At 49.4% G+C, this 24,803-nt stretch carries 20 protein-coding genes and 1 tRNA gene; 10 read left to right on the top strand and 11 right to left on the bottom strand.

Annotation, left to right across the window (positions count from 1 at the left end; genetic code table 11):
• The first annotated feature begins 304 nt into the window (after nucleotides 1-304).
• Both C1752_RS13370 and C1752_RS13365 read left to right on the top strand, forming a co-directional pair.
• Nucleotides 305-829 carry a globin family protein gene (locus C1752_RS13370; RefSeq protein WP_110986615.1) on the top strand — a complete coding sequence of 175 codons (525 nt, stop codon included), beginning with the start codon at nucleotides 305-307 and terminating at the stop codon, nucleotides 827-829.
• 175 nt (nucleotides 830-1,004) lie between these two features.
• Nucleotides 1,005-1,078: transfer RNA gene (locus tag C1752_RS13365), tRNA-Pro, on the top strand.
• A gap of 98 nt (nucleotides 1,079-1,176) precedes the next feature.
• Here C1752_RS13365 and C1752_RS13360 read toward each other — a convergent pair.
• Both C1752_RS13360 and pyk read right to left on the bottom strand, forming a co-directional pair.
• Nucleotides 1,177-2,166, bottom strand: coding sequence for a 2-hydroxyacid dehydrogenase (locus C1752_RS13360; RefSeq protein WP_110986564.1), 990 nt, complete (start codon nucleotides 2,164-2,166; stop codon nucleotides 1,177-1,179).
• Nucleotides 2,147-3,634 carry a pyruvate kinase gene (gene pyk, locus C1752_RS13355; RefSeq protein ID WP_315865260.1) on the bottom strand — a complete coding sequence of 496 codons (1,488 nt, stop codon included), beginning with the start codon at nucleotides 3,632-3,634 and terminating at the stop codon, nucleotides 2,147-2,149. The genes C1752_RS13360 and pyk overlap by 20 nt, the downstream gene beginning before the upstream one ends.
• 144 nt (nucleotides 3,635-3,778) lie before the next feature.
• On the opposite strand from pyk, the gene C1752_RS13350 reads away from it, so the two are divergent.
• The 3 genes from C1752_RS13350 (at nucleotide 3,779) to C1752_RS13340 (ending at nucleotide 6,590) form a co-directional block, all read left to right on the top strand.
• Nucleotides 3,779-4,909 (top strand): DegT/DnrJ/EryC1/StrS family aminotransferase, encoded by a 1,131-nt coding sequence (locus C1752_RS13350; RefSeq protein WP_110986563.1) that lies wholly within the window; start codon nucleotides 3,779-3,781, stop codon nucleotides 4,907-4,909.
• A 162-nt stretch (nucleotides 4,910-5,071) separates the two neighbouring features.
• Nucleotides 5,072-5,743 carry a CAP domain-containing protein gene (locus tag C1752_RS13345; protein WP_110986562.1) on the top strand — a complete coding sequence of 224 codons (672 nt, stop codon included), beginning with the start codon at nucleotides 5,072-5,074 and terminating at the stop codon, nucleotides 5,741-5,743.
• Between the two features lie 121 nt (nucleotides 5,744-5,864).
• Nucleotides 5,865-6,590, top strand: a complete 726-nt coding sequence (locus C1752_RS13340; RefSeq protein WP_110986561.1) for a hypothetical protein — start codon at nucleotides 5,865-5,867, stop codon at nucleotides 6,588-6,590.
• A 34-nt stretch (nucleotides 6,591-6,624) separates the two neighbouring features.
• On the opposite strand, the gene C1752_RS13335 is transcribed toward C1752_RS13340, so the two are convergent.
• The 7 genes from C1752_RS13335 to C1752_RS13305 form a co-directional block, all read right to left on the bottom strand.
• Complete coding sequence (locus C1752_RS13335; protein WP_110986560.1) at nucleotides 6,625-7,209, bottom strand: YdeI/OmpD-associated family protein; 585 nt, start codon at nucleotides 7,207-7,209, stop codon at nucleotides 6,625-6,627.
• Nucleotides 7,210-7,298: 89 nt separating this feature from the next.
• Entirely contained in the window at nucleotides 7,299-10,019 is a 2,721-nt protein-coding gene (clpB, locus tag C1752_RS13330) for an ATP-dependent chaperone ClpB (protein WP_110986559.1), read from the bottom strand.
• Nucleotides 10,020-10,148: 129 nt separating this feature from the next.
• Nucleotides 10,149-10,724, bottom strand: coding sequence for a hypothetical protein (locus tag C1752_RS13325; protein WP_110986558.1), 576 nt, complete (start codon nucleotides 10,722-10,724; stop codon nucleotides 10,149-10,151).
• A gap of 67 nt (nucleotides 10,725-10,791) precedes the next feature.
• Nucleotides 10,792-11,367 (bottom strand): Uma2 family endonuclease, encoded by a 576-nt coding sequence (locus C1752_RS13320; protein WP_110986557.1) that lies wholly within the window; start codon nucleotides 11,365-11,367, stop codon nucleotides 10,792-10,794.
• Nucleotides 11,368-11,417: 50 nt separating this feature from the next.
• Nucleotides 11,418-11,846, bottom strand: coding sequence for a dUTP diphosphatase (gene dut / locus C1752_RS13315; RefSeq protein WP_110986556.1), 429 nt, complete (start codon nucleotides 11,844-11,846; stop codon nucleotides 11,418-11,420).
• The gene (locus C1752_RS13310) at nucleotides 11,843-12,130 is read right to left on the bottom strand and encodes a DUF2288 domain-containing protein (protein ID WP_110986555.1); all 288 of its coding nucleotides are present in this window, start codon (nucleotides 12,128-12,130) and stop codon (nucleotides 11,843-11,845) included. The genes dut and C1752_RS13310 overlap by 4 nt, the downstream gene beginning before the upstream one ends.
• A 59-nt stretch (nucleotides 12,131-12,189) precedes the next feature.
• Entirely contained in the window at nucleotides 12,190-13,761 is a 1,572-nt protein-coding gene (locus C1752_RS13305; RefSeq protein ID WP_110986554.1) for an NAD(P)H-quinone oxidoreductase subunit N, read from the bottom strand.
• A gap of 437 nt (nucleotides 13,762-14,198) precedes the next feature.
• Between C1752_RS13305 and topA the strand changes: the two genes are divergently transcribed.
• Nucleotides 14,199-16,892, top strand: coding sequence for a type I DNA topoisomerase (gene topA, locus C1752_RS13300; protein ID WP_110986553.1), 2,694 nt, complete (start codon nucleotides 14,199-14,201; stop codon nucleotides 16,890-16,892).
• A 42-nt stretch (nucleotides 16,893-16,934) separates the two neighbouring features.
• On the opposite strand, the gene C1752_RS13295 is transcribed toward topA, so the two are convergent.
• Complete coding sequence (locus tag C1752_RS13295) at nucleotides 16,935-19,559, bottom strand: EAL domain-containing protein (protein ID WP_110986552.1); 2,625 nt, start codon at nucleotides 19,557-19,559, stop codon at nucleotides 16,935-16,937.
• A gap of 634 nt (nucleotides 19,560-20,193) precedes the next feature.
• Here C1752_RS13295 and C1752_RS13290 point away from each other — a divergent pair.
• Complete coding sequence (locus C1752_RS13290; RefSeq protein WP_110986551.1) at nucleotides 20,194-21,108, top strand: branched-chain amino acid transaminase; 915 nt, start codon at nucleotides 20,194-20,196, stop codon at nucleotides 21,106-21,108.
• Between the two features lie 261 nt (nucleotides 21,109-21,369).
• Here C1752_RS13290 and C1752_RS28440 read toward each other — a convergent pair whose 3' ends face one another.
• Nucleotides 21,370-21,519 carry a hypothetical protein gene (locus C1752_RS28440; protein WP_158535090.1) on the bottom strand — a complete coding sequence of 50 codons (150 nt, stop codon included), beginning with the start codon at nucleotides 21,517-21,519 and terminating at the stop codon, nucleotides 21,370-21,372.
• A gap of 121 nt (nucleotides 21,520-21,640) precedes the next feature.
• On the opposite strand from C1752_RS28440, the gene psbO reads away from it, so the two are divergent.
• The 3 genes from psbO to fmt all read left to right on the top strand — a co-directional run bounded on the left by psbO (nucleotide 21,641) and on the right by fmt (nucleotide 24,559).
• Complete coding sequence (gene psbO / locus C1752_RS13285) at nucleotides 21,641-22,444, top strand: photosystem II manganese-stabilizing polypeptide (protein ID WP_110986550.1); 804 nt, start codon at nucleotides 21,641-21,643, stop codon at nucleotides 22,442-22,444.
• 260 nt (nucleotides 22,445-22,704) lie between these two features.
• The gene (locus tag C1752_RS13280) at nucleotides 22,705-23,502 is read left to right on the top strand and encodes an RNA polymerase sigma factor SigF (protein ID WP_110986549.1); all 798 of its coding nucleotides are present in this window, start codon (nucleotides 22,705-22,707) and stop codon (nucleotides 23,500-23,502) included.
• A gap of 67 nt (nucleotides 23,503-23,569) precedes the next feature.
• Entirely contained in the window at nucleotides 23,570-24,559 is a 990-nt protein-coding gene (gene fmt / locus C1752_RS13275; protein ID WP_110986613.1) for a methionyl-tRNA formyltransferase, read from the top strand.
• Nucleotides 24,560-24,803: the final 244 nt, after the last annotated feature.

Below are 24,803 nucleotides of genomic sequence, written 5' to 3'. Positions count from 1 at the left end.
ACACCGATGAGCAATTGCCAATGCCCAGCAAACGAATTGAATTTGGCGATGCTCCTCCATTAAGAACCGATGAGGAAGATGGGATCTACCTATAGCAAAATGTTCAAGGATTCTCAAGACTATCCATTAAAGGTCATTTAATCAGGAATAGTCGCTTGAAGGAGCATGATGGTCTTTGTATCGAGATTGACATTACTCCAGCACGTTTTGTCTATATCGTAGTTCGGTCAGCGTCAGAGAGAGTAAAGCTTAGATGCTGCTTGCTTGTGTACCTCTTTCGCTTCGAACCTACCGTAATTCGCCTATGAACATCGAGCTTCTCGAAAGATCGTTTGAACAGATCAGGCCTCAAGCGATCGCTTTTTCCAACCACTTCTATGAAACGCTCTTTCGCCACAATCCTGGCATAAAACCACTGTTTGCCAATATTAGCCAGCAGGCCCAAGGGAAAAAGCTCATTTTCTCCCTCGCGGCAATCATTGAGAACCTAAGAAGTCCTGAGGTACTCGAACCTGCACTCAAAAGTCTAGGCGCCAGGCACTTTGAAGTAGGGACCTTAGAAGAACACTATCCCCTGGTTGGTCAAGCTCTCTTTGAGACCTTTGCAGCCTATCTTGGTTCTGACTGGACGCCAGCAACGATGGATGCTTGGCAAGAAGCCTATGAGGCTATTGCCACCATCATGCTGGAGGGTGCTCAAAATCCTCAAGCCCATCTTGAACCGGAACTCACCTTTTATGATTGGGTCGATTTATACGGCGAAGGAAGCCCAAAGGTAAAAGATGCGATCTTCAGTCTCACGAATTTTCAATACGGAAAAACTTCCTAGAACGAAACGACTCACCACTGCGATTAATTAGACAGCTCAAATCACTGATCGGAGTGGGATAGGCCATGAAACACCGTACTCACTTTGAGGTGTCGTCGATTTGCGAAAAGTCACGAACCAATCCAGACCACAAACAGTTTCTTATCCATAACCTTGTGATAGGATATTCAGGTTACGGGATGTAGCGCAGCTTGGTAGCGCGCCTGCTTTGGGAGCAGGATGTCGTAGGTTCAAATCCTGCCATCCCGATTTACAATCTTTGACATATTGACTAAGGCATCAAAATGCCCGGAAGCTGTGCCCGGTAGAGGAGTGCTGCCCTAACTCAGCTGGCAACGGCTGTACTTTTATCGATGCTCAATCTGATTAGCGCAGGGTCGACCTGCTTCAAAATCAGAGACGTTGCCTATCGTTGTTTGAGCGATGTTCTGTAGCGCCTCCCGCGTAAAGAAAGCCTGGTGTGCTGTAACCACCACGTTTGGGAAAGACTGCAGCAGCTGAAAAGTGTCATCCTGAATAACGGTGTCCGACAGATCTTCAAAAAACAGATCTTCTTCCTGTTCATAAACATCAATGCCTAGATAGCCAATCTGGCCCGATTTAATGCCTCCAATGACAGCAGCCGCATCAATCAGACCGCCGCGACTCGTATTAATCAGCATCATCCCTGGCTTGAGAAGCCCAATCGTCTCAGTATTAATCAAATGATGGGTCTCCGGCATCAGCGGACAGTGGAGCGACGCCACATCAGACTGTGCCAGCAGCTCAGGAAGTGTCACATACTCTATCCCCAGCTTCAAGCAGTCAGGATTTTGGTAAACATCATAGGCTAGCAGGCGACAGCCAAATCCATTCATGATCTGGGCAAAGCAGAGGCCGATCTTGCCTGTACCCACAATCCCCACCGTGGCCCCATGCAGATCAAAACCCAGCAGTCCTTCTAGGGCGAAATTATCTTCCCGCACTCGGTTATAAGCGCGATTCAGCTTCCGGTTGAGCATCAAAATCAGTCCCACCGCATGTTCCGCCACTGCATAGGGAGAGTAGGCTGGCACGCGCACAACCGTGAGATCTAGCTCTGCTGCAGCCGCCAAATCTACGTTATTAAATCCTGCGGAACGCAAGGCAATGAGGCGTGTACCCTGGTCTGCAAGCTGCCGCAGTGTCTCAGCCTGGAGCCGATCGTTAATAAACACGCAAACTGCTGGAAACCCATCCGCAAGGGGAGCTGTGGCTGCGGTGAGGCGCGGTTCAAAGAAAACAAGTTCATGTTCAGAGTTAGCCGCTTCGAGAAAGTTGCGATCGTAGGACTTACTGCTAAAGACTGCGATTTTCATAGCCACCCATCCGATGAATCTTCAAGAAATTGGTCCCGCGCGCACGAGAGGGAATGCCGCCCAAGATCAAAACAGTATCTCCTGCTGCAGCTAACTGACGCTCTAGTAAACAGGCTTGCACCTGATCGATTAAAGTTTCGACGGGTTCCATAGGTCGCTCCCAGTAGAGCGGCTGCACACCCCACACTAGATTGAGACGATGATAGGTTTCTAGCTGCGGCGTCAGGGCTATGACAGGGGCTTTTGATCGCTCCGCCGCTGCCAGCATTGCTGTATAGCCGGTTGTCGTCACCGCGACAATACAGCGCAGGTCCAATGTCTTGTCTAAGATATTTAGTGCTTCGCTGAGAGCGTGGGTTTCGTCGGTTCCTGTCGGCGGATAGTTAACGAATTGGGCATCCACTTCTACATCTGCTGCGACTCGAGCCAGCATCTCTACAGACTTCGCAGGGAACTTACCGACAGCAGATTCGCCCGACAGCATCACGGCATCGGTTCCGTCAATAATGGCGTTGGCGACATCACTGACCTCTGCCCGCGTCGGACGAGGGTTCTGCATCATACTCTCTAGCATCTGCGTTGCCGTAATCACAGGGATGCCGCGCTGATTACAGAGCCGAATGATCCGCTTTTGCAGCCTGGGCACTTTCTCAGGACGCATCTCCACCCCAAGGTCTCCGCGCGCCACCATAACACCATCACAAGCGTTCACGATGGCTTCTAGGTGGTCAATGGCCTGGGGCTTTTCTATTTTGGCAATCACAGGCTTCGACTCAGCGCCTAGCTCCTTGAGAACCTGCTTGAGATGCTGGATATCCTCTGGGCGACGAACAAAGCTGAGGGAGACCCAGTCAACACCTTGGGCAACGCCAAATTCTAAGTCCTGTCTATCTTTATCGGTGAGGGAGGGGAGACGCAGTGCCAGACTAGGTAGGTTGATCCCTTTGCGGCTTTTAAGCCACCCTCCTTCGATAATCTGGCAGGTGACAGCCGCTTCAGAAACAGCCTCAATTTTCAGCTCTAAGAGACCATCATCTAGTAGAACCTGCGCTCCCAGCTGAGCCTCCTCAGCCAGATGTGGATAGTCAATGGGAATGGTATGGGGCTGCTGCTGAAAGTCAGGAACAGGGACCAACGTTAGCTTTTCACCTTCGATCAGCTCAACGGGCTGTTCTAGAATACCGACCCGAATTTTTGGACCCTGGAGATCTTGCAATAGGGTGATGGGGGTATCGAGATCTTGAGAGAGCGATCGCAACAATTTCACCGTCTGCGCATGGTCTTCATAGCTCCCGTGGGAAAAGTTGAGTCGCGCCACCGTCATCCCGGCCAAGGCCATCTCTCTCAGCACCTCAGGCGACTGACTCGCGGGACCAATTGTCGCCACAATCTTGGTGCGGTGGTTCATCATGGTATCGTTCAACATTGCAAAAACAGGATAGGGACGATAGGCACATGTGCGTATCATGCACCTTCGTCAAAAGTTTTGCTGTTTTGGAGGCGACTATTCCTTGCAATCAGTCTTTGTGACGGTTTCAAAGTTAGCCCATACCAGTGCCAAGAGAGCCAGGATAAGGTGATAGGCTGGCTTTATCTCTAGAAATCCTCGTTCGTGCCCAAAATTCCACCCCTTGATCTAGAGCGCCAGTTTACTGCGATTCAGCCTGAAATCAGTGCTGCTGTTGCGTCAGTACTCGCTTCAGGAAACTACGTTGGTGGAGCTGCCGTCAGTGACTTTGAACAGCAGTTCGCCCAATATGTCGGGACTGATCACTGCATCGCCTGCAACTCAGGAACTGATGCCCTCTATTTGGCGCTTCGTGCCCTCCAGATTGGTCCCGGGGATGAGGTGATCACTAGCCCGTTCACCTTCATTGCCACAGCCGAGGTGATCAGCCGGGTCGGAGCAACGCCGGTTTTTATCGATATTGACCCCAACACCTTCAATCTGGACCCAGAGAAACTGGAAGCGGCGATCACTCCGCGATCGCGGGCCATTATCCCAGTCCATTTGTTTGGACAGGCAGCGGCAATGGGCTGCCTACAGGCCATTGCCACAGATCACAACCTCTACGTTATTGAAGACTGTGCCCAAGCCGTTGGAGCCACCTGGAAAGACCAAGCCGTTGGCGGAATCGGTCATGTGGGCTGCTTTAGTTTTTACCCCACCAAGAACTTGGGTGCCTGCGGTGACGGAGGCGCAGTTACCACGAACGATCCTGAAATCGAAGCCCAAATTCGGCTTTTACGAGATCATGGCCGTCGGGGAGGGTATACCTATGAGACAGTGGGCGTCAACAGCCGTCTTGACAGTTTGCAGGCTGCTATTCTGTCCGTTAAGTTGCGATACCTTAATCGCTGGAACCAGCAGCGGCAGGCGGCAGCAGAACGCTACGATCAGTTGCTGCAGCACATACCAGGGATCGTTTTGCCAAAGGTGGCACCGGAGGCAACATCGGTCTGGAATCAGTACACCCTTCGCATTACCTGCAATAAATCAGGGGAGAGACGCGATCTCATCCGTCAATACCTCAGCAATCTTGAGATTGCCTCAATGGTCTATTACCCTCTCCCCCTACATTTACAGCCTGTTTATACAGCCTTAGGCTATCAGCCCGGACGGCTTCCCCATTCAGAACAGGTGGCTCATGAGGTGCTATCGCTGCCCATGTTTCCAGAGTTGACAACCATTGAGCAAGAATGCGTTCGTGACGGTCTAAAAGAGGCCCTGGCGGGAACTTAAGGTTAAAGAAACGCTTCAAGAGAGCTAGCCAGCTGGGTTACGAACGATTAAGTAGGGGAACTTAGGGGTAGGGGTATCCAGGGATATTTTCTTCCAGATAAATAAAATTTCATCCTACTTCGAGCGTCTCGTGGTGGCTGTTGTCCCATCTGCAGATCTGACATGATTCCTTGGCTAAAGAAAAAATCACGTGCTGACGCTCCACTGCTCAGTTCTCAAAGACCCTGGCAGATTATGTTGCTTGGCTGTGTGGTGCTTCCGGTCAAACTGCCGTTTTCGGTCCCGGGCATCTGTTCCAGTCCACAGCCTAAACGCTCTAATCCGGCCCGCGTGGTTGTCCCTCAGCGGAGAACGCCGGCTCGTACGATTCCTTCCAATCGTCGTCCCGTAGTAACTGTTCCCGCCTCTGCCGTGCCCCGGCAACCCGTTGCTACCGCCAGCTTAAGCAATCTGGAAGCGCGGGTGCAAGCTGAAATCAATCAGATTCGCCGATCCTATGATCTGAAGCCTATGCAGGGTAACCGCAGACTTGCTAAGGTCGCCCGTGGGCACAGCCAGAACATGGCAGCTCGTTCATTTTTCGGACATACAGACCCGAGCGGCAATTCAGCAGCTGAACGCGTGCAAGGTGCGGGGATTCGGTATCAACTTGTCGCAGAGAACCTTGCTTGGGTTGAGAACGCTCCAGACCCAGTTGATCATATTGTGCAGGGTTGGCTCAACAGTCCTGGACACCGCGCCAATATTTTGAGACCCGAGGTTAGAGAAACAGGGGTAGGGATTTTTCGTACAGGTAATCAGTTTTTCTTCACTCAATTGTTTATGACGCGATAGGTTTGAAAGCGTCAGAATTCACAGATTAAGAGTTGGGTTCACTTTAATCTCAAATCTCAAGCAATGAAATGTTAGTAAGGTTTGCGATCGCAAATCCATCCCTAGCAGAGCATCACTAGAAATGTGGCAATTATCCAATCCAACAATAAAAAGAGCGAAATCAAAATTCTCTGTTTCTGGATACCCTAAAACATCTATCACAGAACTATGGGACAACGATGTTCAGATCATTAACGCCGTTGAGCGTGTTAATTGGGAGGATGATGACCTGCAATTTCAGATTTGTGCCTGTGGCTATGTCGGATGCCAGCCAAGCGGATGGGTTTCCATCAGACAGACTGCATCAATAGCCGTCATCATCCCAGCATTCACATCTATCAAAGAAGCATCTCAGGATTTGGCAGCAGATTACTTCCCCCCTCTCTATCTACACAAGAAAGGGGCAATTTTCACAGAGAAAGATTTTTACACAAACCATTTATCGAACATTGCGAAGTTCCCAGTATTCGAAGAACTACGTCAGCTCACGAGCTGGGAGACATCCAAATTATTCCAATGGGAAGCTCCGAGTGAAGTACTAGGCCATATTGAGAGAAAGCCATCACTTCTACCCGACATCATCATGGCCTCATCCGATGGCAGCTTTATCGAGCAGACTGAACATCTGATTTCATTAATTGAAAGACTCCTATCATCGAATCACACCCCTAGACTACGCAGAAGAACCCAGCAAGAACAGGTCATTTCTCTATATTTAGATATGGCAGGATTTCCTCAGTGGGATGCATTGAGCTTTGATGGGGCAAAATATTCCCTGTATCTAGAGCCGGATTACATCATTGAATAGAATTCTGAGTCTAGTACGAATAAACTCATGCTTCTCAGTTGCGTTTCCATTGATTGGCTCGAATATTTTCTTCTGCGAGTTGTGCCGTTTCTTTTACCCTTTTTACTCTGGTCTCTGGCCTTTTTGCTTTAGAAATCCACTCTAGAATGCCGCGTTTAGCAGAGCGAGGGAAAGCTTCGAAATTTTGTCGAGCTGATGAATAGAGGCTGAAAGCATCCTCTAGGTCAGATGGGATCTCCAAAGCTTCGATCGCATCTAAAGAAGTCCATGAGCCATCTAACTTTGCTGCCTCAATCTTTGCGAGCCCTGCTGCTGCCATTTGCCCCCGCTGGATCATCTTTTCAATACGCTCTTTGTTGAGGCGAGACCAACCACTACCCGGTTTACGAGGTGAGAACCATAACATCGAACGTTGCTCATCCACCTTGCTTGGCTTACTGTCAATCCAGCCAAAACAAAGTGCTTCCTCAACGGCTTCGTCAAAGGTATAGGTCTGTTGGCCAGTTGCTTTTTTGTAGTTGATTAGCCATATCCCCCCATCCTGAGTGTGATTTTGCCGCAGCCAAGCTCTCCACTCTTCCCTGGAGCTAGGTTGCGTCGAATTAGAGGGAGCTTTCATCACAATATGCTGAGAAACGAGAATTCAAAGTTCAAAAACAGAGATTTCAGAGATCTAGCGCAACACATTTGATAAATTTAGCTACGTTTTCAAACTGCACTCTCAGCTAAAGGCTTAGCCTCATCATCTTCAGGCTCAGGGACAATCACCGAGGACTCCTGCTGAGATCCAAAGATCAGGCCATCAGCCTCAGTCCAATCCACAAAGATAGTATCTCCTGGCGCAAAAGTACTCTCTAGAATCTTCACCGAAATCGGATTCTCTAGCTCCCGCTGAATAGCTCGCTTCAGAGGCCGCGCCCCATAAACTGGATCATAGCCAGCCTCAACGACGTGCTCCAGCGCCGCTTCCGTAAACTGAATGGAAAGCTTTTGCTCCGCCAAGCGTTCGTCGACACGCAGCATCTGAATATTCACGATCTGACGAAGCTGTTCCCGATCAAGGGCATGGAACAGAATCGTATCGTCAATTCGATTGAGAAACTCAGGCCGAAAATGGGATTTCAAAGCCCCCATCACCCGTTCGCGCATTTCTCCGTATCGGGAATCATCGCCCGCCACATCTAAAATATGGCCGCTCCCGATGTTGCTCGTCATCACAATCACGGTGTTACGAAAGTCCACATTGTGCCCTTGAGAATCCGTAATCCGGCCATCATCTAGCACCTGCAGCAAAATGTTGAAAATCTCTGGATGCGCCTTCTCGACTTCATCCAGCAACACCACAGAATAGGGTCGCCGCCGGATCGCTTCCGAGAGCTGTCCCCCTTCTTCATAGCCCACATAACCTGGAGAGGACCCCACTAAGCGTGAAACCGCATGCTTCTCCATATACTCGGACATATCAATGCGGACCAGAGCATCCTCTGTATCAAATAAAAGCTGCGCTAGGGCGCGGGCTAGTTCGGTCTTTCCAACTCCTGTTGGGCCCAAGAACAGAAACGAACCAATGGGCCGACGCGGATCCTGCATACCAGCTCGGGCGCGACGGATGGCTGCTGAAACAGCAGCTACGGCTTCCTGCTGACCCACGACCTGCTGATGAATGTACTGCTCTAGTTCGAGCAGCTTCTTTCGTTCTGATTCCAGTAGGCGATTAACGGGGATGCCGGTCCATTTAGAGACAATCTCAGCAATATCCTCGGCAGTGACATCTTCTCGCAGCATAGAAGAACCGCTATTCTGAGCCTGGGTCAGGGTTGCTTCTGAAGCTTCGAGCTGTCCCTGAAGGACGGTCAGTTTCCCAAACTCAAGCTGAGCGGCGGTCTCATGATCATAGTCTCGCTTGGCCTGCTGCAGTTCAATATTGACGCGTTCAATGTCTGCTTTTGTATTTTGGATCTTGTCGAGAATGCCTTTCTCAGACTCCCACTGGCCGTTGAGAGTCTGGTACTCCTCTTTAATGTTGACAAGGTCTGCTTCAAGAAGCTGCAGGCGGTCTTGAGAGTCGCGATCGCTCTCTTCTTGCAGAGACACTCGCTCCATTTCTAGCTGCATCAGACGTCGTTCGACGGCTTCGAGTTCAGCCGGTTTGGAGGTCATCTCCACCTTGAGCTTGGCGGCAGCCTCGTCCACTAAATCAATGGCCTTATCTGGCAAAAACCGATCTGAGATATAGCGACTCGACAGCGTAGCAGCTGAAACCAAGGCGGAGTCAGTAATTCTGACGTTGTGATGCACTTCGTAGCGATCTTTGAGGCCGCGCAAAATTGAGATTGTGTCTTCAACGCTGGGCTGACCGATATAAACCTGCTGGAATCGACGCTCTAGGGCAGCATCTTTTTCAATACTGACCCGATATTCATCGAGGGTGGTAGCCCCAATACAGCGCAGCTCCCCCCGAGAAAGCATGGGCTTCAGTAGATTACCGGCATCCATCTTGCTGGACCCGCCGCCGGTGGAGACAACGGTGTGGAGTTCATCGATAAATAGAACGACTTGGCCGTCAGAGTGGGTAACTTCATGGAGGACAGACTTGAGCCGTTCCTCAAACTCACCTCGGTATTTAGCTCCAGCGACCAGACTGCCCATATCTAGGCTGATCAGCTGCCGATTTTTCAAAGATTCAGGCACGTCGCCATTGACGATCCGCTGGGCTAAGCCTTCTGCGATCGCAGTTTTGCCAACACCCGGTTCCCCGATCAGAACCGGATTATTTTTCATCCGCCGGGACAGCACCTGCACCACCCGCCGGATCTCTTCATCCCGGCCAATAACGGGGTCGAGTCTGCCTTCTCGCGCCAGTGCGGTTAGATCGCGTCCATATTTTTCTAAGGGTTTAGGCTCTGGTTCGGCTTTTTGCTTTTTAGCAGGCTCTGCCGTCAGCTCACCCATTTCTTCAGAGGTCGCCATTGCTGGCTGAGGACTCCGCATTCTCTCAATGGCCTGCTCCACATCAATGCGAGCCAGCCCCTGATCGCGGAACACAGATTTACCAATGCGAGGATCCTCTGCCAGTGCGAGCAAAAGGTGATCGACGGAAATTCGCGGTTCGGTGAAGTCTTCCCGGCTGGCATCCGCTCGATCTAGGAGCTGCTCTAGCCAACGACCGCTATGGAAAAAGTCAATGTAATCATCTTCTAGATCGCGCTGGGGACTATTGGCAAATTCGTTGAACTGCTCCAGCATAAATTCTGGATCTGCCCCCAGATGATCCGAGAGCGTCCCGGCAATTTCATCTTCTTCTAAAAGTGCGATCGCAAGATGTTCAACTTCTAGACAGGTGGTATCGAAGCGATCAAGAACATCTTGCGATTGAAAGATAGCGTCCCACGCCTTTTCAGTAAATTGTTCAGGATCGGTCGGTTGCATAGGGGTACGGGCTTTTTTGCTTGATTCGTTGAGTAGCTTTACTATACCAAGCTATCTTCTTGGGCCGATTCGCTTCAACTGACTCATGAATTAAGCAACCCCTCTGTAACTGCCAGCCCTTTTTCAAGATCAACTCAACGACTCAGGAGCAGGAACGTCTTCAGCACTGGCAGGCTTTTCTGAGGTAGAGGGTTTCTTTTCGGGTTCTTCAGGGATAGCCTTCTTAGAGGCTTCGATTTCTTTTTGCAGATTGAAGGGTTGAATATCTCTGAGACCGCTGAGGGTACTTAGATTAAATAAAGAGAGCGTCAATGGACTCTCTGGCGTTAGCGGTTCGATGATATCTTCAGGTGATTTGTTACGCCCCGACTGCATGAGTTCTAAAAAATTGATATTGCTGCTTTCAGGTCGGTAAGCCACTAGATATTTCTGTTTGCCAATGGTGACCGTTTTACCTTGGGTATAGTACACATCCGTCCTGAGAGCTGACCGTACCAACCCTGATATACCAAAAAGCATGGAAGCCGATAGCCCTGGAGTATCTTCGTTAAGCTGTAGCCGCTTCCAGGTTTCGTCTAGGGTTTTGAGCTGCAGAGTGGCAGGGATGCTCGGGTCTACAAAGATCTCGCTGAGTTCGCTAGCGTGTACCGGAGAAGGCGGAAGGAATGAGGGAGTTGCGATCGCAACTGGCAAGCAAGCCAACACGCTTATCCAACGGGATGTAATGCTTCTCAATTTGAATATAGCCACAGGTTAAAACGTCTCCGAGATGCTAAAGAATTCCAGCGGTACTTAGTGTAAACCCAGGCAGAACAGATTCACCGGAGAGTTGAATAGGCGCCGGCACGATTTGTTTCTCTCGATCGGGAATATAGATTTCAACCATTCGAGTTTGCGGATCAAGCAACCAGCCTAACTGTATCCCGTTCTCCAGATACTCTTGCATCTTGTCCTGAAGCGGTCGGAGTGAATCACTGGCAGATCGCAGCTCCACTACAAAATCTGGGCAAATGGGGGGGAAACGTTCCTGCTCTTGAGTCGTCAATGTCTGCCACCGCGATAGAAGAATCCAAGCAGCATCCGGTGAACGGTAAGCACCGTTAGGTAGCTTAAACATCGTGCTTGAGTCGAAAGCTAGTCCTGTTCCATCTGCATCTGCCCACGTCTCTAAACGAGCGGTCAGCTTACTATTTCGATTACCCGAGAATCCTCCAGTCGGCGGCATAACGACTAATTCTCCTTGGGCAGATCGCTCGAACTTAACGTCAGGATTGGCCCCACAGAGTTGATAAAAAGCATCATCCGTCAACTCAACGAGCGGTTCAAGCTTAAAGGCGATCGCAGTCATGACTCAGACCTCACGGTATCAAGAGGTTTAGATTTCTATCATAGTGTTCACTAACCCGTAGAACCGAAGCCACCTTCTCCTCGGGCAGTGTTGTTGTCGAGCTGAGAAACTTCCTGAACAGCCACGCGCATTACAGGTGCAATTACCATCTGGGCAATTTTCATGCCGCAGTGAATCTGAAACGGTTGCTGGCTGTGGTTGATCAAAATCACGCCGATTTCGCCGCGATAGCCTGCATCAATAGTCCCAGGCGTATTAAGAACGGTAATACCGTGCTTGAGCGCTAGGCCACTGCGGGGTCGGACTTGCGCTTCGGTGTTTGGAGGAAGTGCGATCGCAACTCCCGTCGCAATCAGATTCGATTCCCCAGGCTGCAGCGTGACTTCCACAACAGAGAATAAATCTAACCCTGCATCATTAGCGTGAGCATACCTCGGAAGCTGAGCCTGCTCATGCAGACGCACCACTTGGAGAGTCATGGCGCTGCGATCAAGACAAAGGGCTGAACGATCAGAGCCTGAAAGGTCTTCTGTGGCTCTCCATTCCAGTCACTGAGTTCTTGCTCAGAAGGCTTATAGATAAGCTGTTCGCTGATCCAGTGCTGGACGGACTGCACTTCATCGTTAGCTAGAGCCATGCCCACATCCAGCATATTCAACGAAGACGTGACCACAATGACAGCATCGCGCTGAGAGTGGGGGATAATATCTCGCCACTCAATATCTGCAAGCTCGTCTGCAAGCTGGGTTCTAGTATCTGACATTCACCTAAATATTTGAGCGATAGTTGAGCTTTAGTATCTACTTTTTGCTGATTGAAGCATCAAAGTTGCTCCAAATCAGGAGCTGTCGTAGAAACCTGCATTGCAATAGAGTCAGCCGTTTTAGCTTGAGAAACCTGATTAAAAACAGGCACACTGGCCACTGAAGTATTCACGAGCGTAAACAGCGGGTTAGACAACACGCCTGAAACCATTGTCAGTACAAGCGTCACCAACACACCGACCTGCAACGGTCTCATACCTAGGGGCTTCCAGTTTGTCTCAGGATAGTTCTGGATCACCAACGACATCTCTTGAGGCTCCTTGACCACCATCATCTTAACTACGCGGATGTAGTAGTAGATCGAGACCACGCTGGTTAGCAGCGCCAAGATCACCAGACCATAAGCCCCTGCCTGCCAACCGGCCCAGAAGAGGTAAAGCTTACCAAAGAACCCAGCCAACGGCGGAATCCCACCCAGGGACAACAAACACATGCTCATCGCCAACGTTAGAAAGGGATCCTTCTGATAGAGACCCGCATAGTCACTGATTTGGTCGGTGCCCGTCCGTAGCGAGAACAGAATCACGCAGGCAAAGGCTCCCAGGTTCATAAATAGATAAATCAGTAGATAGAACAACATGCTGGCGTAACCGGCCTCAGTGCCGACGATAAAGCCAATCATGATGAATCCGGCTTGACCAATCGAAGAATAGGCCAACATCCGCTTCATGCTGGTTTGTGCGATCGCAACTATATTCCCCAAGATCATGCTCAAAATCGCCAAGGCAGTGAAGATCAGCTGCCACTGGGCCGCCAACATCGGGAACGCTGTCGTCAACAGCCGAATCGCCAACGCAAATCCCGCCGCTTTAGAACCAACAGATAAAAACGCAACAACCGGCGTCGGCGCTCCTTCATAAACATCCGGCGTCCACTGGTGAAACGGAACCGCTGCAATCTTGAAGCTAATCCCCGCAATCACAAACACCAACGAGATAGCCAGAGCCAGGGATCCAGAACTATCAGGCAAGGCTGCAGCAATATCGCCTAAATGGGTTTCACCCCCAGACAAGCCATAGAGAAGCGAGAGACCATAGAGAAAGATCGCCGAGCTCGAAGCCCCAATCAGCAAATACTTCAACGCCGCCTCATTAGAACGGGGATCGCGCTTCATATAGCCCGTCATTAAATAAGAGGCAATACTCAGCGTCTCCAGCGAGACGAAAATCATTACCAACTCTTCGGCACCGCATAGGAACATGCCGCCCACAGTGGCCGCCAGCAAAATTGTCATAAATTCGCCGATGGCGCTGCCAGATTGCTCTACGTAGCGAATCGACATCAAAATCGTCACCACAGACGACAGCGCCACAATCCCTCGGAAAACAATGCTGAGGTTATCGCCGTTAAAGCTGCCCAAAAAGCTAATTGAATCGGGCTGATCCCACTGTAAATAGAGACATGCGACGGAGGTTAACAGACCTGCGATCGCAACATAGGGCGTCCAGCGTGCCGAGGCTTGACCATAGGCAATATCACCCACTAACACCAGCAGGAGGGTGATAATCACAATCCCCTCCGGCAAAATCGTAGCAGCGTTCAGTTGAGTAGCGAGATTAGCGACATCCATAGTTGGCGGGTTATTGTAGGACCATTAGCACTTAATTCAGCTTCGAGAGCGCGAGGTGAACCACAAGGAACTCCCTGTATCTCTTAAAGAACTAAGATTTTCAAAGTGCCGTTACCATTCAACAGGATAACAAGATTGCGGCCATCCCCAACAGCCGAAATGCAGTGAACTTCGCTGGACCTGCCGGATTTATATATCTCACCCCCACAAAGAAGTCGCAACACTCAATCTGCGAACGAACCCACCACCGTGCTTGACCGATGATATCCTGGCTTCAGGACTTGAGGACAGTAGTGCAGCCTAAAGAGCTGTACGCCCCTCTGATCGATCGGTCTGCCAACAAAGCATCTGGCGAACGGTCATCAAAAAATCGTCATCCCCAAAAGCTGTCCCTATACTAAAGTTAAGTCCATCCGTCCTTACAACCCGCTGAGACCATGTCCACCCTGGTTATCGTTGAGTCTCCCACCAAAGCCCGTACTATTCGGAACTACCTCCCGTCGAGCTATCACGTCACCGCTTCGATGGGGCATGTGCGCGACTTACCCCGCGACGCCACCGAAATTCCAGCAGCAGTCAAAGGCGAAAAATGGTCGAGCCTGGGCGTCAATGTCTCGTCCGACTTCGATCCCCTCTACGTTATTCCCAAAGACAAAAAGAAAATTGTCAAAGAGCTGAAAGACGCGCTCAAAGAATCAGACGAACTGATTCTGGCAACTGACGAAGACCGCGAAGGCGAAAGTATTAGCTGGCACCTGCTACAGGTTCTCAAGCCCAAGGTGCCCATCAAGCGGATGGTCTTCCACGAGATTACCGACGAAGCCATCAAAGCCGCCCTCGACAACTGTCGCGAAGTAGATCAGCGCCTCGTCCGCGCCCAAGAAACCCGACGTATTTTAGATCGCCTAGTGGGCTACACCCTCTCCCCCCTCTTGTGGAAAAAGATTGCTCCCAGTCTCTCCGCAGGGCGTGTACAGTCCGTTGCCGTAAGGCTTTTGGTCGTGCGCGAGCGAGAGCGCAGAGCCTTCAGACAAGGTAGCTACTGGGATCTCAAAGCCGCTCTTGAGCAAGAAAAGCTCCCTTTTGAAGCCAAGCTCACCACCCTCGCCGGAAAGCGACTGGCAACCGGCAATGACTTTGATGAGAACACCGGCCAAATCATTGAGGGTCGGGACGTTGTATTGCTCAACGAAGCCGAGACCCGTAGTCTTCAGGCCCGTTTAGAAGATAAAGCCTGGCGGGTGTCTGGCCTAGAAGAGCGCCCCAGCACACGTAAACCAGCCCCTCCCTTCATCACTTCCACCCTGCAGCAAGAAGCCAACCGCAAGCTGCGTCTGTCGGCCCGAGACACCATGCGGACCGCCCAAAGCTTGTACGAAAAGGGCTTTATTACCTATATGAGAACGGACTCCGTTCATCTGTCCCAGCAGGCCATCGAAGCCGCCCGCAGTGGAGTCGAGACTCTATATGGCAAGTCCTACCTCAGCCCTAAACCACGTCAGTACACCACCAAAAGCAAAGGCGCTCAAGAGGCCCATGAAGCCATTCGCCCCGCAGGCAGCAGCTTCCGCACCCCCAAAGAAACAAAGCTGCAGAAAAACGAGTTGGCCCTCTACGATCTGATTTGGAAGCGTACTATTGCAACCCAGATGGCAGAGGCCCGCCAAACTTTCATCACAGTGAACTTGCAGGTCGAGGACGCGGGCTTCCGAGCCAGCGGTAAACGCATCGATTTTCCGGGCTTCTTCCGGGCCTACGTTGAAGGGTCCGATAATCCTGATGCGGCACTGGATGATCAAGAGGTAATCCTGCCGCCGCTCAAAGAAGGCGATACACCTGAATGCAAAGAACTCAGCGCCATCGGCCACGAAACGCAGCCTCCCGCTCGCTTCACCGAAGCCAGCCTCGTCAAAACCTTAGAAAAAGAAGGCATTGGTCGACCCAGTACCTACGCTTCTGTCATCGGCACAATTATTGATCGTGGCTATGCCCAAAAAGGTGGCAATGCTTTAATACCCACCTTCACGGCCTTTGCTGTCACAACGCTACTCGAGAAACACTTCCCCGATCTCGTGGATACCAGCTTTACTGCTCGAATGGAAAAAACCCTGGATGAAATTTCCATGGGTGAAGCAGAGTGGCTCCCCTACCTCACAAAGTTTTACTCTGGCGACACAGGTCTAGAAGGTCAGGTCAAAGAACGGGAAACACAAATTGATCCAGCAGAAGCTCGGACTATTGATCTTGCGGACCTCGAAGCAACCGTTCGAATTGGGCGATTTGGCCCCTATGTAGAATCTGTGGATGGAGACAGCGAAAAATCTGTTAAAGCATCGCTACCAAAGGATCTAACGCCCGCCGATCTGAGTCCTGAACAAATTCAGCAAGTTCTGAAACAAAAGCTAGAGGGACCAGAGAAGCTAGGTCTCCATCCAGAAACAGGAGAGCCAATTTACGTTCTGTTAGGAGCCTACGGTCCCTATGTGCAGTTAGGTGACGTCACAGAAGAAAACAAAAAACCAAAGCGCTCTTCTCTGCCCAAGGGTGTGGCAATGGAAACCGTCACACTAGAGCAGGCTGTGAACCTATTGGCCCTTCCGCGTTTATTAGGGGTTCACCCTGAATCAGGCCGCAACATTAAGGTGGGTCTCGGACGGTTTGGCCCCTATGTTCTGCATGATCAGGGCAAAGAGGGCAAAGACTATCGTTCTCTAAAAAAAGAGGATGATTTATTCACTATTGGCTTAGAGCGGGCCTTAGAGCTACTAGCTCAACCCAAAAGGGGACGAGGACAACGATCACAAAAGACTGCCCTAAAGGAACTAGGTGCCCATCCCGGTGATGAAGCACCAGTCAACGTCTACGACGGTCCCTACGGCCCCTATATTAAGCACAACAAAACCAACGTATCGATTCCCGAAGGACAAAAGGTAGAAGATCTAACACTAGAACAGGCCGTAGACCTATTGGCAACAAAAGAATCAAGTAAGTCAACAAAGCGAAAATCAACGCGAACAGCATCGAAAACAAAAAAAACAACGACAAAAAAGACAGCAGCTAAAAAAACAACGGCAAAACAGACAACGGCGAAGAAAGCAACATCTAAGAAGGCAACATCTAAAAAATCCTGAGCAAGTCACTTCACCGAGTCATGTCCTTATGATCGGCGCCGTTCAAGAGAATGTCTGAAGCGCAAGCTCAACTTCAGCACTAGGACAGTGCTGCTGCCAATTTGCCTGCAGAACACCTCTAAGCTCATTCGCAGGTGAGGGACGTCCGGTTAGATAGCCCTGCACGATGGGGCAATTGAGAGACCTTAACAGGTCCAGTTGTTCTGTATTATCAATGCCTTCGGCAATCACCGTTAGATCGAGTGCTCGTCCTAGGGCAATAACGGCATGAATAATTTCTAGTTCTTTGGCTTCTGACCACAGATTTTGGATAAAAGCTCGATCAATCTTGAGAGTATCCAACGGTAGCTGAGTTAAGTAATTCAGAGACGAGTACCCTGTACCGAAGTCATCCATCGCAATACGAACACCCATCGCTTGAATCTGTGCCAGGATCCCTTGGGTCACATCAATATTCTTAATGGCAGTCGATTCAGTAATTTCTAGTTCAAGAGAGCTGGGGTCGAGCTGAGTCTCTTGCAGAATGTCAGCAATCATTTCTACTAGGTTTGGCTCATAGAACTGACGCGCAGATAAATTGACAGCAATTGATAGAGGCTGCAGGCCCTCTTGTTGCCATTCCACAGCTTGCTGACAGGCCGTGCGCAATACCCACTCTCCAATTTCAATAATTAGGCCCGTTTCTTCTGCCAGAGGAATAAAGGTTGCCGGAGGAATCAAGCCCTTCTCAGGATGCTGCCATCGCAAAAGCGCTTCAATCCCAATAAATCTGCCACTTAAGAGATCAACCTGGGGCTGATAGTGCAGTAATAGCTCCTGACGATCTAGGGCATGGCGGAGTCCGTTGCGAAGCACAAACTGTTCAGAGGCTTCAGAGTTCATGACTCGATTATAGAGTTGATAGATTCCGCGTCCTCGTTCTTTAGCTTGGTAGAGCGCTACGTCTGCATTTTTTAAGAGCGTCTCGGCTTCCTTACCGTCAGCCGGATAGAAGGCAATGCCAATGCTGGTATTGACATAGATATCATGGCCTTCAAGGGGAATGACCTCTCGAAAAGCTTCTAAGATACGCTGTGCCGTTCGAGTTGCATCCTCAACATGATCGATATTTGGCAGCAGCAGCGTAAATTCATCACCGCCCCATCGAGCAACGGTGTCGCTCTCTCGCAAGCAGTGCTTAACGCGATTAGCCACTTCCTGCAGCAGGGCGTCGCCTGCAGAGTGGCCCAGGGTATCATTGATTGTTTTGAACCGATCTAAGTCCATAAACATGACCGCTAAGCTGTGTTGAGATCGCCGTGCTTCAGCCAAAGAAAGGTTAAGGCGATCCGTAAACAAAATGCGGTTAGGTAAACCCGTCAAAGCATCATGAAAAGCCTGTAGCTGAATAATCTCATCTTTATACTGACGCTGCAGTGCGGCACTAATGCTAGTAGCTAGGGTTGAAACGATTGACTCTTCCTGAGCAGACCAACGATGCTCCTCAACGCAGCTATCTAATTCAATAAAGCCCCAAAAACTACCGCTGACGATAATGGGGACAACCATTAATGACAAAATGTCATCCTGGACAAGTTGCTGACGTTCTAGCTCAGGCAACGCCCGAACCGAGTCTCGAATGATACCGCCGTTCGCCAAAATTGGCAGCCATCGCTGCAGATATGAATTATTGTAAGGCTGCTGCTGTCGATGAGAGGTACCACGCACTGAAGAAACAGCATCCCGCCTCCATTCAAAGCGCAGGCTAGCGAGCAGGGACTCAGCTTGAAGATGATTTTCGACAACACAAATGCGATCAACACCCGCCACCTCTCCGAAGGTTGCTAATGCTTTGGAGATGGCTGTTTCATAATCAACATTGGTAAGTAGATGCGCTGTGGACTTAGCCACACTCTGCAGAAGATGATCGCGTTTGAGAAGCTCAGATTCTGCATGCTTGCGCTGAGTGACATCAAATAAGCAGCAGCGAACCAGGCTTGATTCTGAAATGTAGTGAATCGACTGCTCAAAAACTTTACCTGCAATCTCAACTTCACGACTAAGGATGTTGTGACTCGATTGCTTAATGAGAGCCATCAACCCCTGCATCACCGGATGATCCAGGCCCAAGCTATGCAAATTCGGGAAATCCTGCATTGCCGCAGGATTCAGATAGGTCAGCTCTCCCCGAAGATTAACCTCAAACATAGGACTCGGGATAATTTCGGGAAAGGAGGCTAAACGAACAAGGGAAGCCGCCTCAAAGTTAGGCTGCTGAGGGTGATCGATAATAATCGTACCGCGTGCATTATGCACTTCAGTCAGTAAATCTTCGTAGCCACGTCCCTCGCAGTAATCTTGAAATTCTTGATCCGTCAGTGGATCTAAAATGAAATAATTAGCCTTTGCCTGACAGCCAAATCGAATCTGGTCGCCATGGCCAAGACGTGTAGATAGACAGGGTTCAGCATTGACCTTAGTTCCGTTTGAGCTAGCTGTCCCTTGAAGATTGCCATCAATTAGCAAGAAGCTATAGTCATTAGGATTTGTGCTCGTTAGCCGCAAAAAGATAGCATGCTGCCTTGAAACATCTTTAGACTCTAATACAATCGCATTGGTTGGATCCCTACCCACAAAATAGGAAGAGGCCTTCAATTCAATAACGCGATGCCCCTCACCTTCATCCATGACCAGTAGGTGTCTCGTTCTCTTTAAATTGGTCGTAACAGTTACAGCCACGTTCCCATGCAAAAGTAAGGTGTGCTTAGCAGCGATAGATTCATCTCTCTTGTCTTAAGATGCCCAAAAACGCCCCAATGAGATGCATAAGGGGCACTTGAAATATCCACATTTTTTCCATGGGAAACACGACCAAGATCTCTTCTTTCAGAGAATGACAGCGTAGATTTTTACAGGCGCTAGTATTCGCAGAATCATGGGAGCAGTGACACAAACTCACTCATGAGTCTTAAATTCTTTTAATCACTAAAGATTGATATCGCTACCCTTGACAGCCCGAAAACAGCTCAGCAACAAGCTAATTGCCCTGCAACTCATTTGGCGAACACATTTATTTTGCACTGTCACAATTACATCCCCAGCTTAAAGACTGGCGTTGAGATCAGCATCCGTATAAACATCGATATTTCTGCAAGTTGATGGTCTAAACAGTGGAAAAACCGAAGAAAAAAGGCAGCACAGAACATCTGGGATATCACTTGAGAGAGAGTATCCATCTGCGACAGAATCTATATTCTGTTGTGGTTGCCATCACCTCTGCCGTCCAATAGGCTGAGAACAGCCCACTGCCACCCTTAGATTTATGGACAATTTCCTCCCCATCGCTTACTTTCAAGAAAAATTTGTTCCGTTTGCAGAGGCCAATATCTCCATTGCAACCCATGCCCTGCACTATGGGACAGGCGCCTTCGGAGGGATGCGGGGTCTGCCCAATCCGCAAAATCCACGCGAGATTTTGCTGTTTAGACTTGATCGCCATTGTCAACGCCTGAGCCAGAGTGCCCAGTTTCTCCACTACGAGTTGCCTGCTGAGCAAATCCAAAAAGCAATTACTGAATTTGTGCACCAGAATCAGCCTCAGAACCCCTTCTATATTCGCCCCTTTGTCTATACCTCTGATCTGGGGATTGCGCCACGATTGCACAAAATTGAAAAAAGCTTCTTTATTTATGGCATTGAGTTGGGAGATTATCTGTCACCAGACGGTGTGAGCTGCCGCATCAGCTCGTGGCTACGGCAGGAAGACCGTAGTCTACCGCTCAGAGGCAAGATCAGTGGTGCTTACATCACATCTTCACTGGCTAAAACTGAGGCCGTAGAGTCAGGCTTTGATGAAGCTATTTTAATGAATACCCAGGGCAAGGTCAGCGAGGCCTCGGGCATGAACATTTTTGTGATTAGACAGGGACGCATTTTCACTCCCCCCACCGATCAAGACATCCTGGAAGGCATTACCCGCGATAGCCTCATTCAGCTCGCCCGTGACATTGGCTTAGAAGTAGTGGAGCGCCCCATCGATAAGTCAGAGCTGATTATTGCAGACGAAGTGTTTCTCAGTGGAACGGCGGCCAAAGTTACGCCGGTCAAGCGGGTCGAGAACTTTGTTCTGCCCAGCAACAATCCCCTCACGCAAAAACTGAGAGACAAGTTGACGGCCATCACTGAAAACCGGGATCCGACCTATCAGGATTGGACCTTTCCGATTTCACTAGACTAATTGACGATTCAAATCTCATTTCTAATCAGACCGAATGATATCTGAACAGAACCATAAAGCTGGACCCACACATTAGCAGAATTCACATATCATTAAGTTTTGCAAAGTCATGAAAGCCCACTAGCGAAGCTGCATGAATGGGGTTAGATATTTGTTTTCTAGACCCAGTCACGGTAAAGGCGACAACCCCGTGTACAATGCTTTAAGAGAGAGCGAACCCTACTTTGTCCTTTGAGTGAATACCTTTTACCCTTTGGTGTTCTACACATCAGCCAAAGTCATGCGTTTGTAACCCTCTTTTACGATGGCCGAAAGCCGGTCAAAGACCATCGTATTGGTACAGCTCTGCTGTAGAGCATGGAGTTTGTCACCGGTCGTTACATTTATTTTGTAGTACCCGTGATGTGCCATTACTGATAGAAATTATTATTGGACTGAAGGCTGAACTTCTTCTCATATCAGGTTGCAGTAGGGGTGCCCCTCTCGAAGCTGGTACTAGATATTTACATACTTTTGATACTGAGGGTAATCAATGAGATTTCGCGCTTTAATTGTTGCATTCTTTGCAGTTTGTTTAGGGATGTTTGCAGCTACTCAGACTGCTTTAGCTGTTACCCCGGCTGGTCTAACCTACGACCAAGTCAAAAATACTGGCCTTGCTGATAACTGCCCAAGCTTAGTGGGTGACACCAGTGGCTCCATATCAGTGAGTTCAGGTCAGTCCATCGTTGATCTGTGTATGCATCCAACTTCTTTCTATGTAAAGGAAGAACCTAAGAATGCTCGCAGAGAGGCTGAGTTTGTCACGGCAAACGTGATGACTCGATTCACCACGACGCTGGAATCAGTGTCAGGTCCGCTTTCTTCTAGTGGAAGCGGTCTTACTTTCACAGAAAAAGATGGAATTGATTTTCAGGCCATCACTGTTCAGATTCCTAACGGTGAGCGGGTTCCTATGCTGTTTACAGTTAAACAGCTAGTTGCAGAGGCAAGCGGTAGCTCTATTGAGCCAGGTACGGCGTTTGAAGGACAATATACGGTTCCTTCTTACCGAACATCAAACTTCCTTGATCCCAAGGGACGAGGTGTTGCGGCGGGTTACGACAATGCAGTTGCGATACCTGCAGGCGCTGATGCTGATGAACTAAATCGCGCCAATGCAAAACGTTTTGACGTGTCGAAGGGTGAGATTGCACTGAACGTCTCAGCCGTTGATAGTGAAACTGGTGAGTTCACGGGAACTTTTGCAAGCGAGCAGTTTGCAGACTCTGATTTAGGTGCTGTTGACCCGCTTGAAGTCAGAATTGAAGGTATTGTTTACGGCCGAGTAGAGTAGTTCTTCTGAGTTCGACTATAGCTTCGGTATTTTCAACGACTGGGAGAGTTCAGTATTCTCTCAGTCGTTTTTTGCATTTTTGGCGTGGGGAAAATGCAGCATGAAGACTAGCGGTGTAGAGCTTCAGATGAGAAATCAGTAATTTTGCTGATGCTTATTGTGACCGAGATTTCTAATCTTAGAGAAGGCTCTATCGGTTAATAGAGGGCCTCTCCATGGTAATAATTTCCGATCGATCAGTTCATCTATTACTTACACGCATGCTTTCAACCTGCACTCAAGAGCTTAAGAGCGAAAGTCTACAACTTCTGCAGGGCTATCAGTCTAATCCCAGTACACAGGTCCGAAACAAGTTAGTGCAGATGAACTTGGGGTTGGTGCGCAAAGAAGCTCATCGATGGGTCCACAATTCGGGAGAAAATTTTGAGGACTTGCTACAGGTCGGTTGCTTTGGTTTAATTCAGGCGATTGAGAGATTCGATCTAACAAAGGGTAGTGCGTTCAGTTCCTTTGCAACGCCCTATATTCGAGGTGAGATTCAGCACTATCTACGGGATAAGAGTCCGCAGGTTCGGATTCCACGCCGATGGCAGGAGCTGCAGCGACAGGCAGCTCAGGTCACACATCGGATGCGGGACAATCTGCAGCGACAACCAACCGAGGCTGAGGTTGTTGAAGCGTTGGGCATTTCGCTGACGGAATGGCAGGAGGCCAAGGTAGCGATGTCTAACCGTTCGCCCCTCAGTTTAGATATGCCTATTCAGCAGGCTGAGAGTGAGTCAACGTCTTTGGGCGATCTGTTAACGGATGGCCACTATCGAAGTTTCCAACTGGCTCAAGAAGATCAGATTCGGGTTCAGCAGGCTTTAGCAAAGCTGGAAAAGCGAACGTCTCAGGTACTGGAGTTTGTCTTTCTGTACGATTTGACTCAGAAAGAAACCGCAGAGCGTTTAGGAATCAGTGCGGTCACGGTTTCTCGGCAGGTCAAGAAAGGATTGACGGCGCTGCGACACCTGCTTAAGGGAGCCGACGAGGCTACGGAGGAAGTTGACGTTTAGTCCATCGATATTCTGAAAAGTATTTATAATAAGCTTTGCAGCAGATTTTAATAGGAATAACGGTGTGATTAAGCTCATTTTTTGGGGAACGCCTCAATTTGCTGTACCAAGTCTTGTACGCTTGCTTGAAGAGCCAGATATTGAGGTTTTGGGAGCTGTCACTCAACCCGATCGGCGACGAGGACGGGGGAAGCAGTTGCTTCCCTCAGCTGTCAAAGAAACAGCGTTAAAGCATGGTTTGCCGGTATGGCAGCCGCATTCTGTCAAAAAAGATGCGGAGACGCTGGAGGTGTTGCGATCGCAACCCGTCGATGCATTCATCGTTGTTGCTTACGGCCAAATCCTGTCCCCGGAGATACTCGCCATTCCTCGTTTAGGCTGCATTAACAGTCATGGATCCCTACTGCCAGCTTATCGAGGTGCAGCCCCTATTCAATGGGCTTTACATGACGGTCAAAAAGCCACGGGCCTAACAACAATGTTGATGGATGTCGGCATGGACACGGGGGATATGTTGTTGAAGTCAACCACTAATATTGATCCTTTTGAGAACGCCCACGAGCTTGCAGAAAGGCTATCACAACTCTCTGGGAATCTATTGGTAGAGACCCTAACCCAACTGGAGAAACACACGATTGTTCCCATCCCCCAAGATGAAGCGCAAGCAACCTATGCACGTCTGATCAAGAAAGACGATTTTCGCTTAGACTGGGCCAACCCAGCCCTGTTACTCCATAATCAGGTGCGCGGTTTTTTCCCATTCTGCATAGCTAGCTTTCGAGGACAGCCCCTTAAAATCACTGCGACAGTCCCCTTCGACGCCCAAGGCACCCCACTATTGAGCGGAAGCAGATCGCTCCCAGCTCTTGAACAGCTCGTCAACAAAGTACCAGGGGATGTTGTGTCCATCGCCAAGAATAAAGGCCCTATCATCCAAACAGGAGAGGGATATCTTTTGCTAAAAACAGTACAGCTATCTGGCAAAAAACGTCAGTCTGGCTGGGATTTCGCCAACGGCTTACATTTATCAATTGAAGAAACTCTGGAAAATGGATAGATTGTCCTAAGATCTGTTTCAATCTCATTTATTGCTAGATACAATTCGATCCTGTTGTTACACCAGCGCATCAATTACAATTATTTATCATGCAAAGAAATTGCAAAACCTGGTCTATTTTAGAATCGCTGTGGCCAAGCTGTGTTCCTCCGTTCAAGTTAGTGTTTTAGCTATTCCCCAGTTAGGATGGTAAAACAAACCCACAACAAACCCATGCAATAGTCCGGTTGATCAGTCTGCAATA

Source organism: Acaryochloris thomasi RCC1774, assembly GCF_003231495.1.
Taxonomy (GTDB): domain Bacteria; phylum Cyanobacteriota; class Cyanobacteriia; order Thermosynechococcales; family Thermosynechococcaceae; genus RCC1774.
This window is presented reverse-complemented; position numbering and strand designations above follow the sequence as displayed.

Excerpts from the sequence above, each read along its gene's own strand:
- dut (WP_110986556.1), bottom strand. The coding sequence starts at position 11,846 with ATGACTCTCCAAGTGGTGCGTCTGCATGAGCAGGCTCAGCTTCCGAGG.
- C1752_RS13345 (WP_110986562.1), top strand. The coding sequence starts at position 5,072 with ATGATTCCTTGGCTAAAGAAAAAATCACGTGCTGACGCTCCACTGCTC.
- C1752_RS13295 (WP_110986552.1), bottom strand. The coding sequence starts at position 19,559 with ATGGATGAAGGTGAGGGGCATCGCGTTATTGAATTGAAGGCCTCTTCC.
- topA (WP_110986553.1), top strand. The coding sequence starts at position 14,199 with ATGTCCACCCTGGTTATCGTTGAGTCTCCCACCAAAGCCCGTACTATT.
- C1752_RS13310 (WP_110986555.1), bottom strand. The coding sequence starts at position 12,130 with ATGTCAGATACTAGAACCCAGCTTGCAGACGAGCTTGCAGATATTGAG.
- C1752_RS13335 (WP_110986560.1), bottom strand. The coding sequence starts at position 7,209 with ATGAAAGCTCCCTCTAATTCGACGCAACCTAGCTCCAGGGAAGAGTGG.
- C1752_RS13280 (WP_110986549.1), top strand. The coding sequence starts at position 22,705 with ATGCTTTCAACCTGCACTCAAGAGCTTAAGAGCGAAAGTCTACAACTT.
- C1752_RS13360 (WP_110986564.1), bottom strand. The coding sequence starts at position 2,166 with ATGAAAATCGCAGTCTTTAGCAGTAAGTCCTACGATCGCAACTTTCTC.
- C1752_RS13320 (WP_110986557.1), bottom strand. The coding sequence starts at position 11,367 with ATGACTGCGATCGCCTTTAAGCTTGAACCGCTCGTTGAGTTGACGGAT.
- C1752_RS13290 (WP_110986551.1), top strand. The coding sequence starts at position 20,194 with ATGGACAATTTCCTCCCCATCGCTTACTTTCAAGAAAAATTTGTTCCG.
- C1752_RS13305 (WP_110986554.1), bottom strand. The coding sequence starts at position 13,761 with ATGGATGTCGCTAATCTCGCTACTCAACTGAACGCTGCTACGATTTTG.
- C1752_RS13340 (WP_110986561.1), top strand. The coding sequence starts at position 5,865 with ATGTGGCAATTATCCAATCCAACAATAAAAAGAGCGAAATCAAAATTC.
- clpB (WP_110986559.1), bottom strand. The coding sequence starts at position 10,019 with ATGCAACCGACCGATCCTGAACAATTTACTGAAAAGGCGTGGGACGCT.
- pyk (WP_315865260.1), bottom strand. The coding sequence starts at position 3,634 with ATGATACGCACATGTGCCTATCGTCCCTATCCTGTTTTTGCAATGTTG.
- psbO (WP_110986550.1), top strand. The coding sequence starts at position 21,641 with ATGAGATTTCGCGCTTTAATTGTTGCATTCTTTGCAGTTTGTTTAGGG.
- C1752_RS28440 (WP_158535090.1), bottom strand. The coding sequence starts at position 21,519 with ATGGCACATCACGGGTACTACAAAATAAATGTAACGACCGGTGACAAA.
- C1752_RS13370 (WP_110986615.1), top strand. The coding sequence starts at position 305 with ATGAACATCGAGCTTCTCGAAAGATCGTTTGAACAGATCAGGCCTCAA.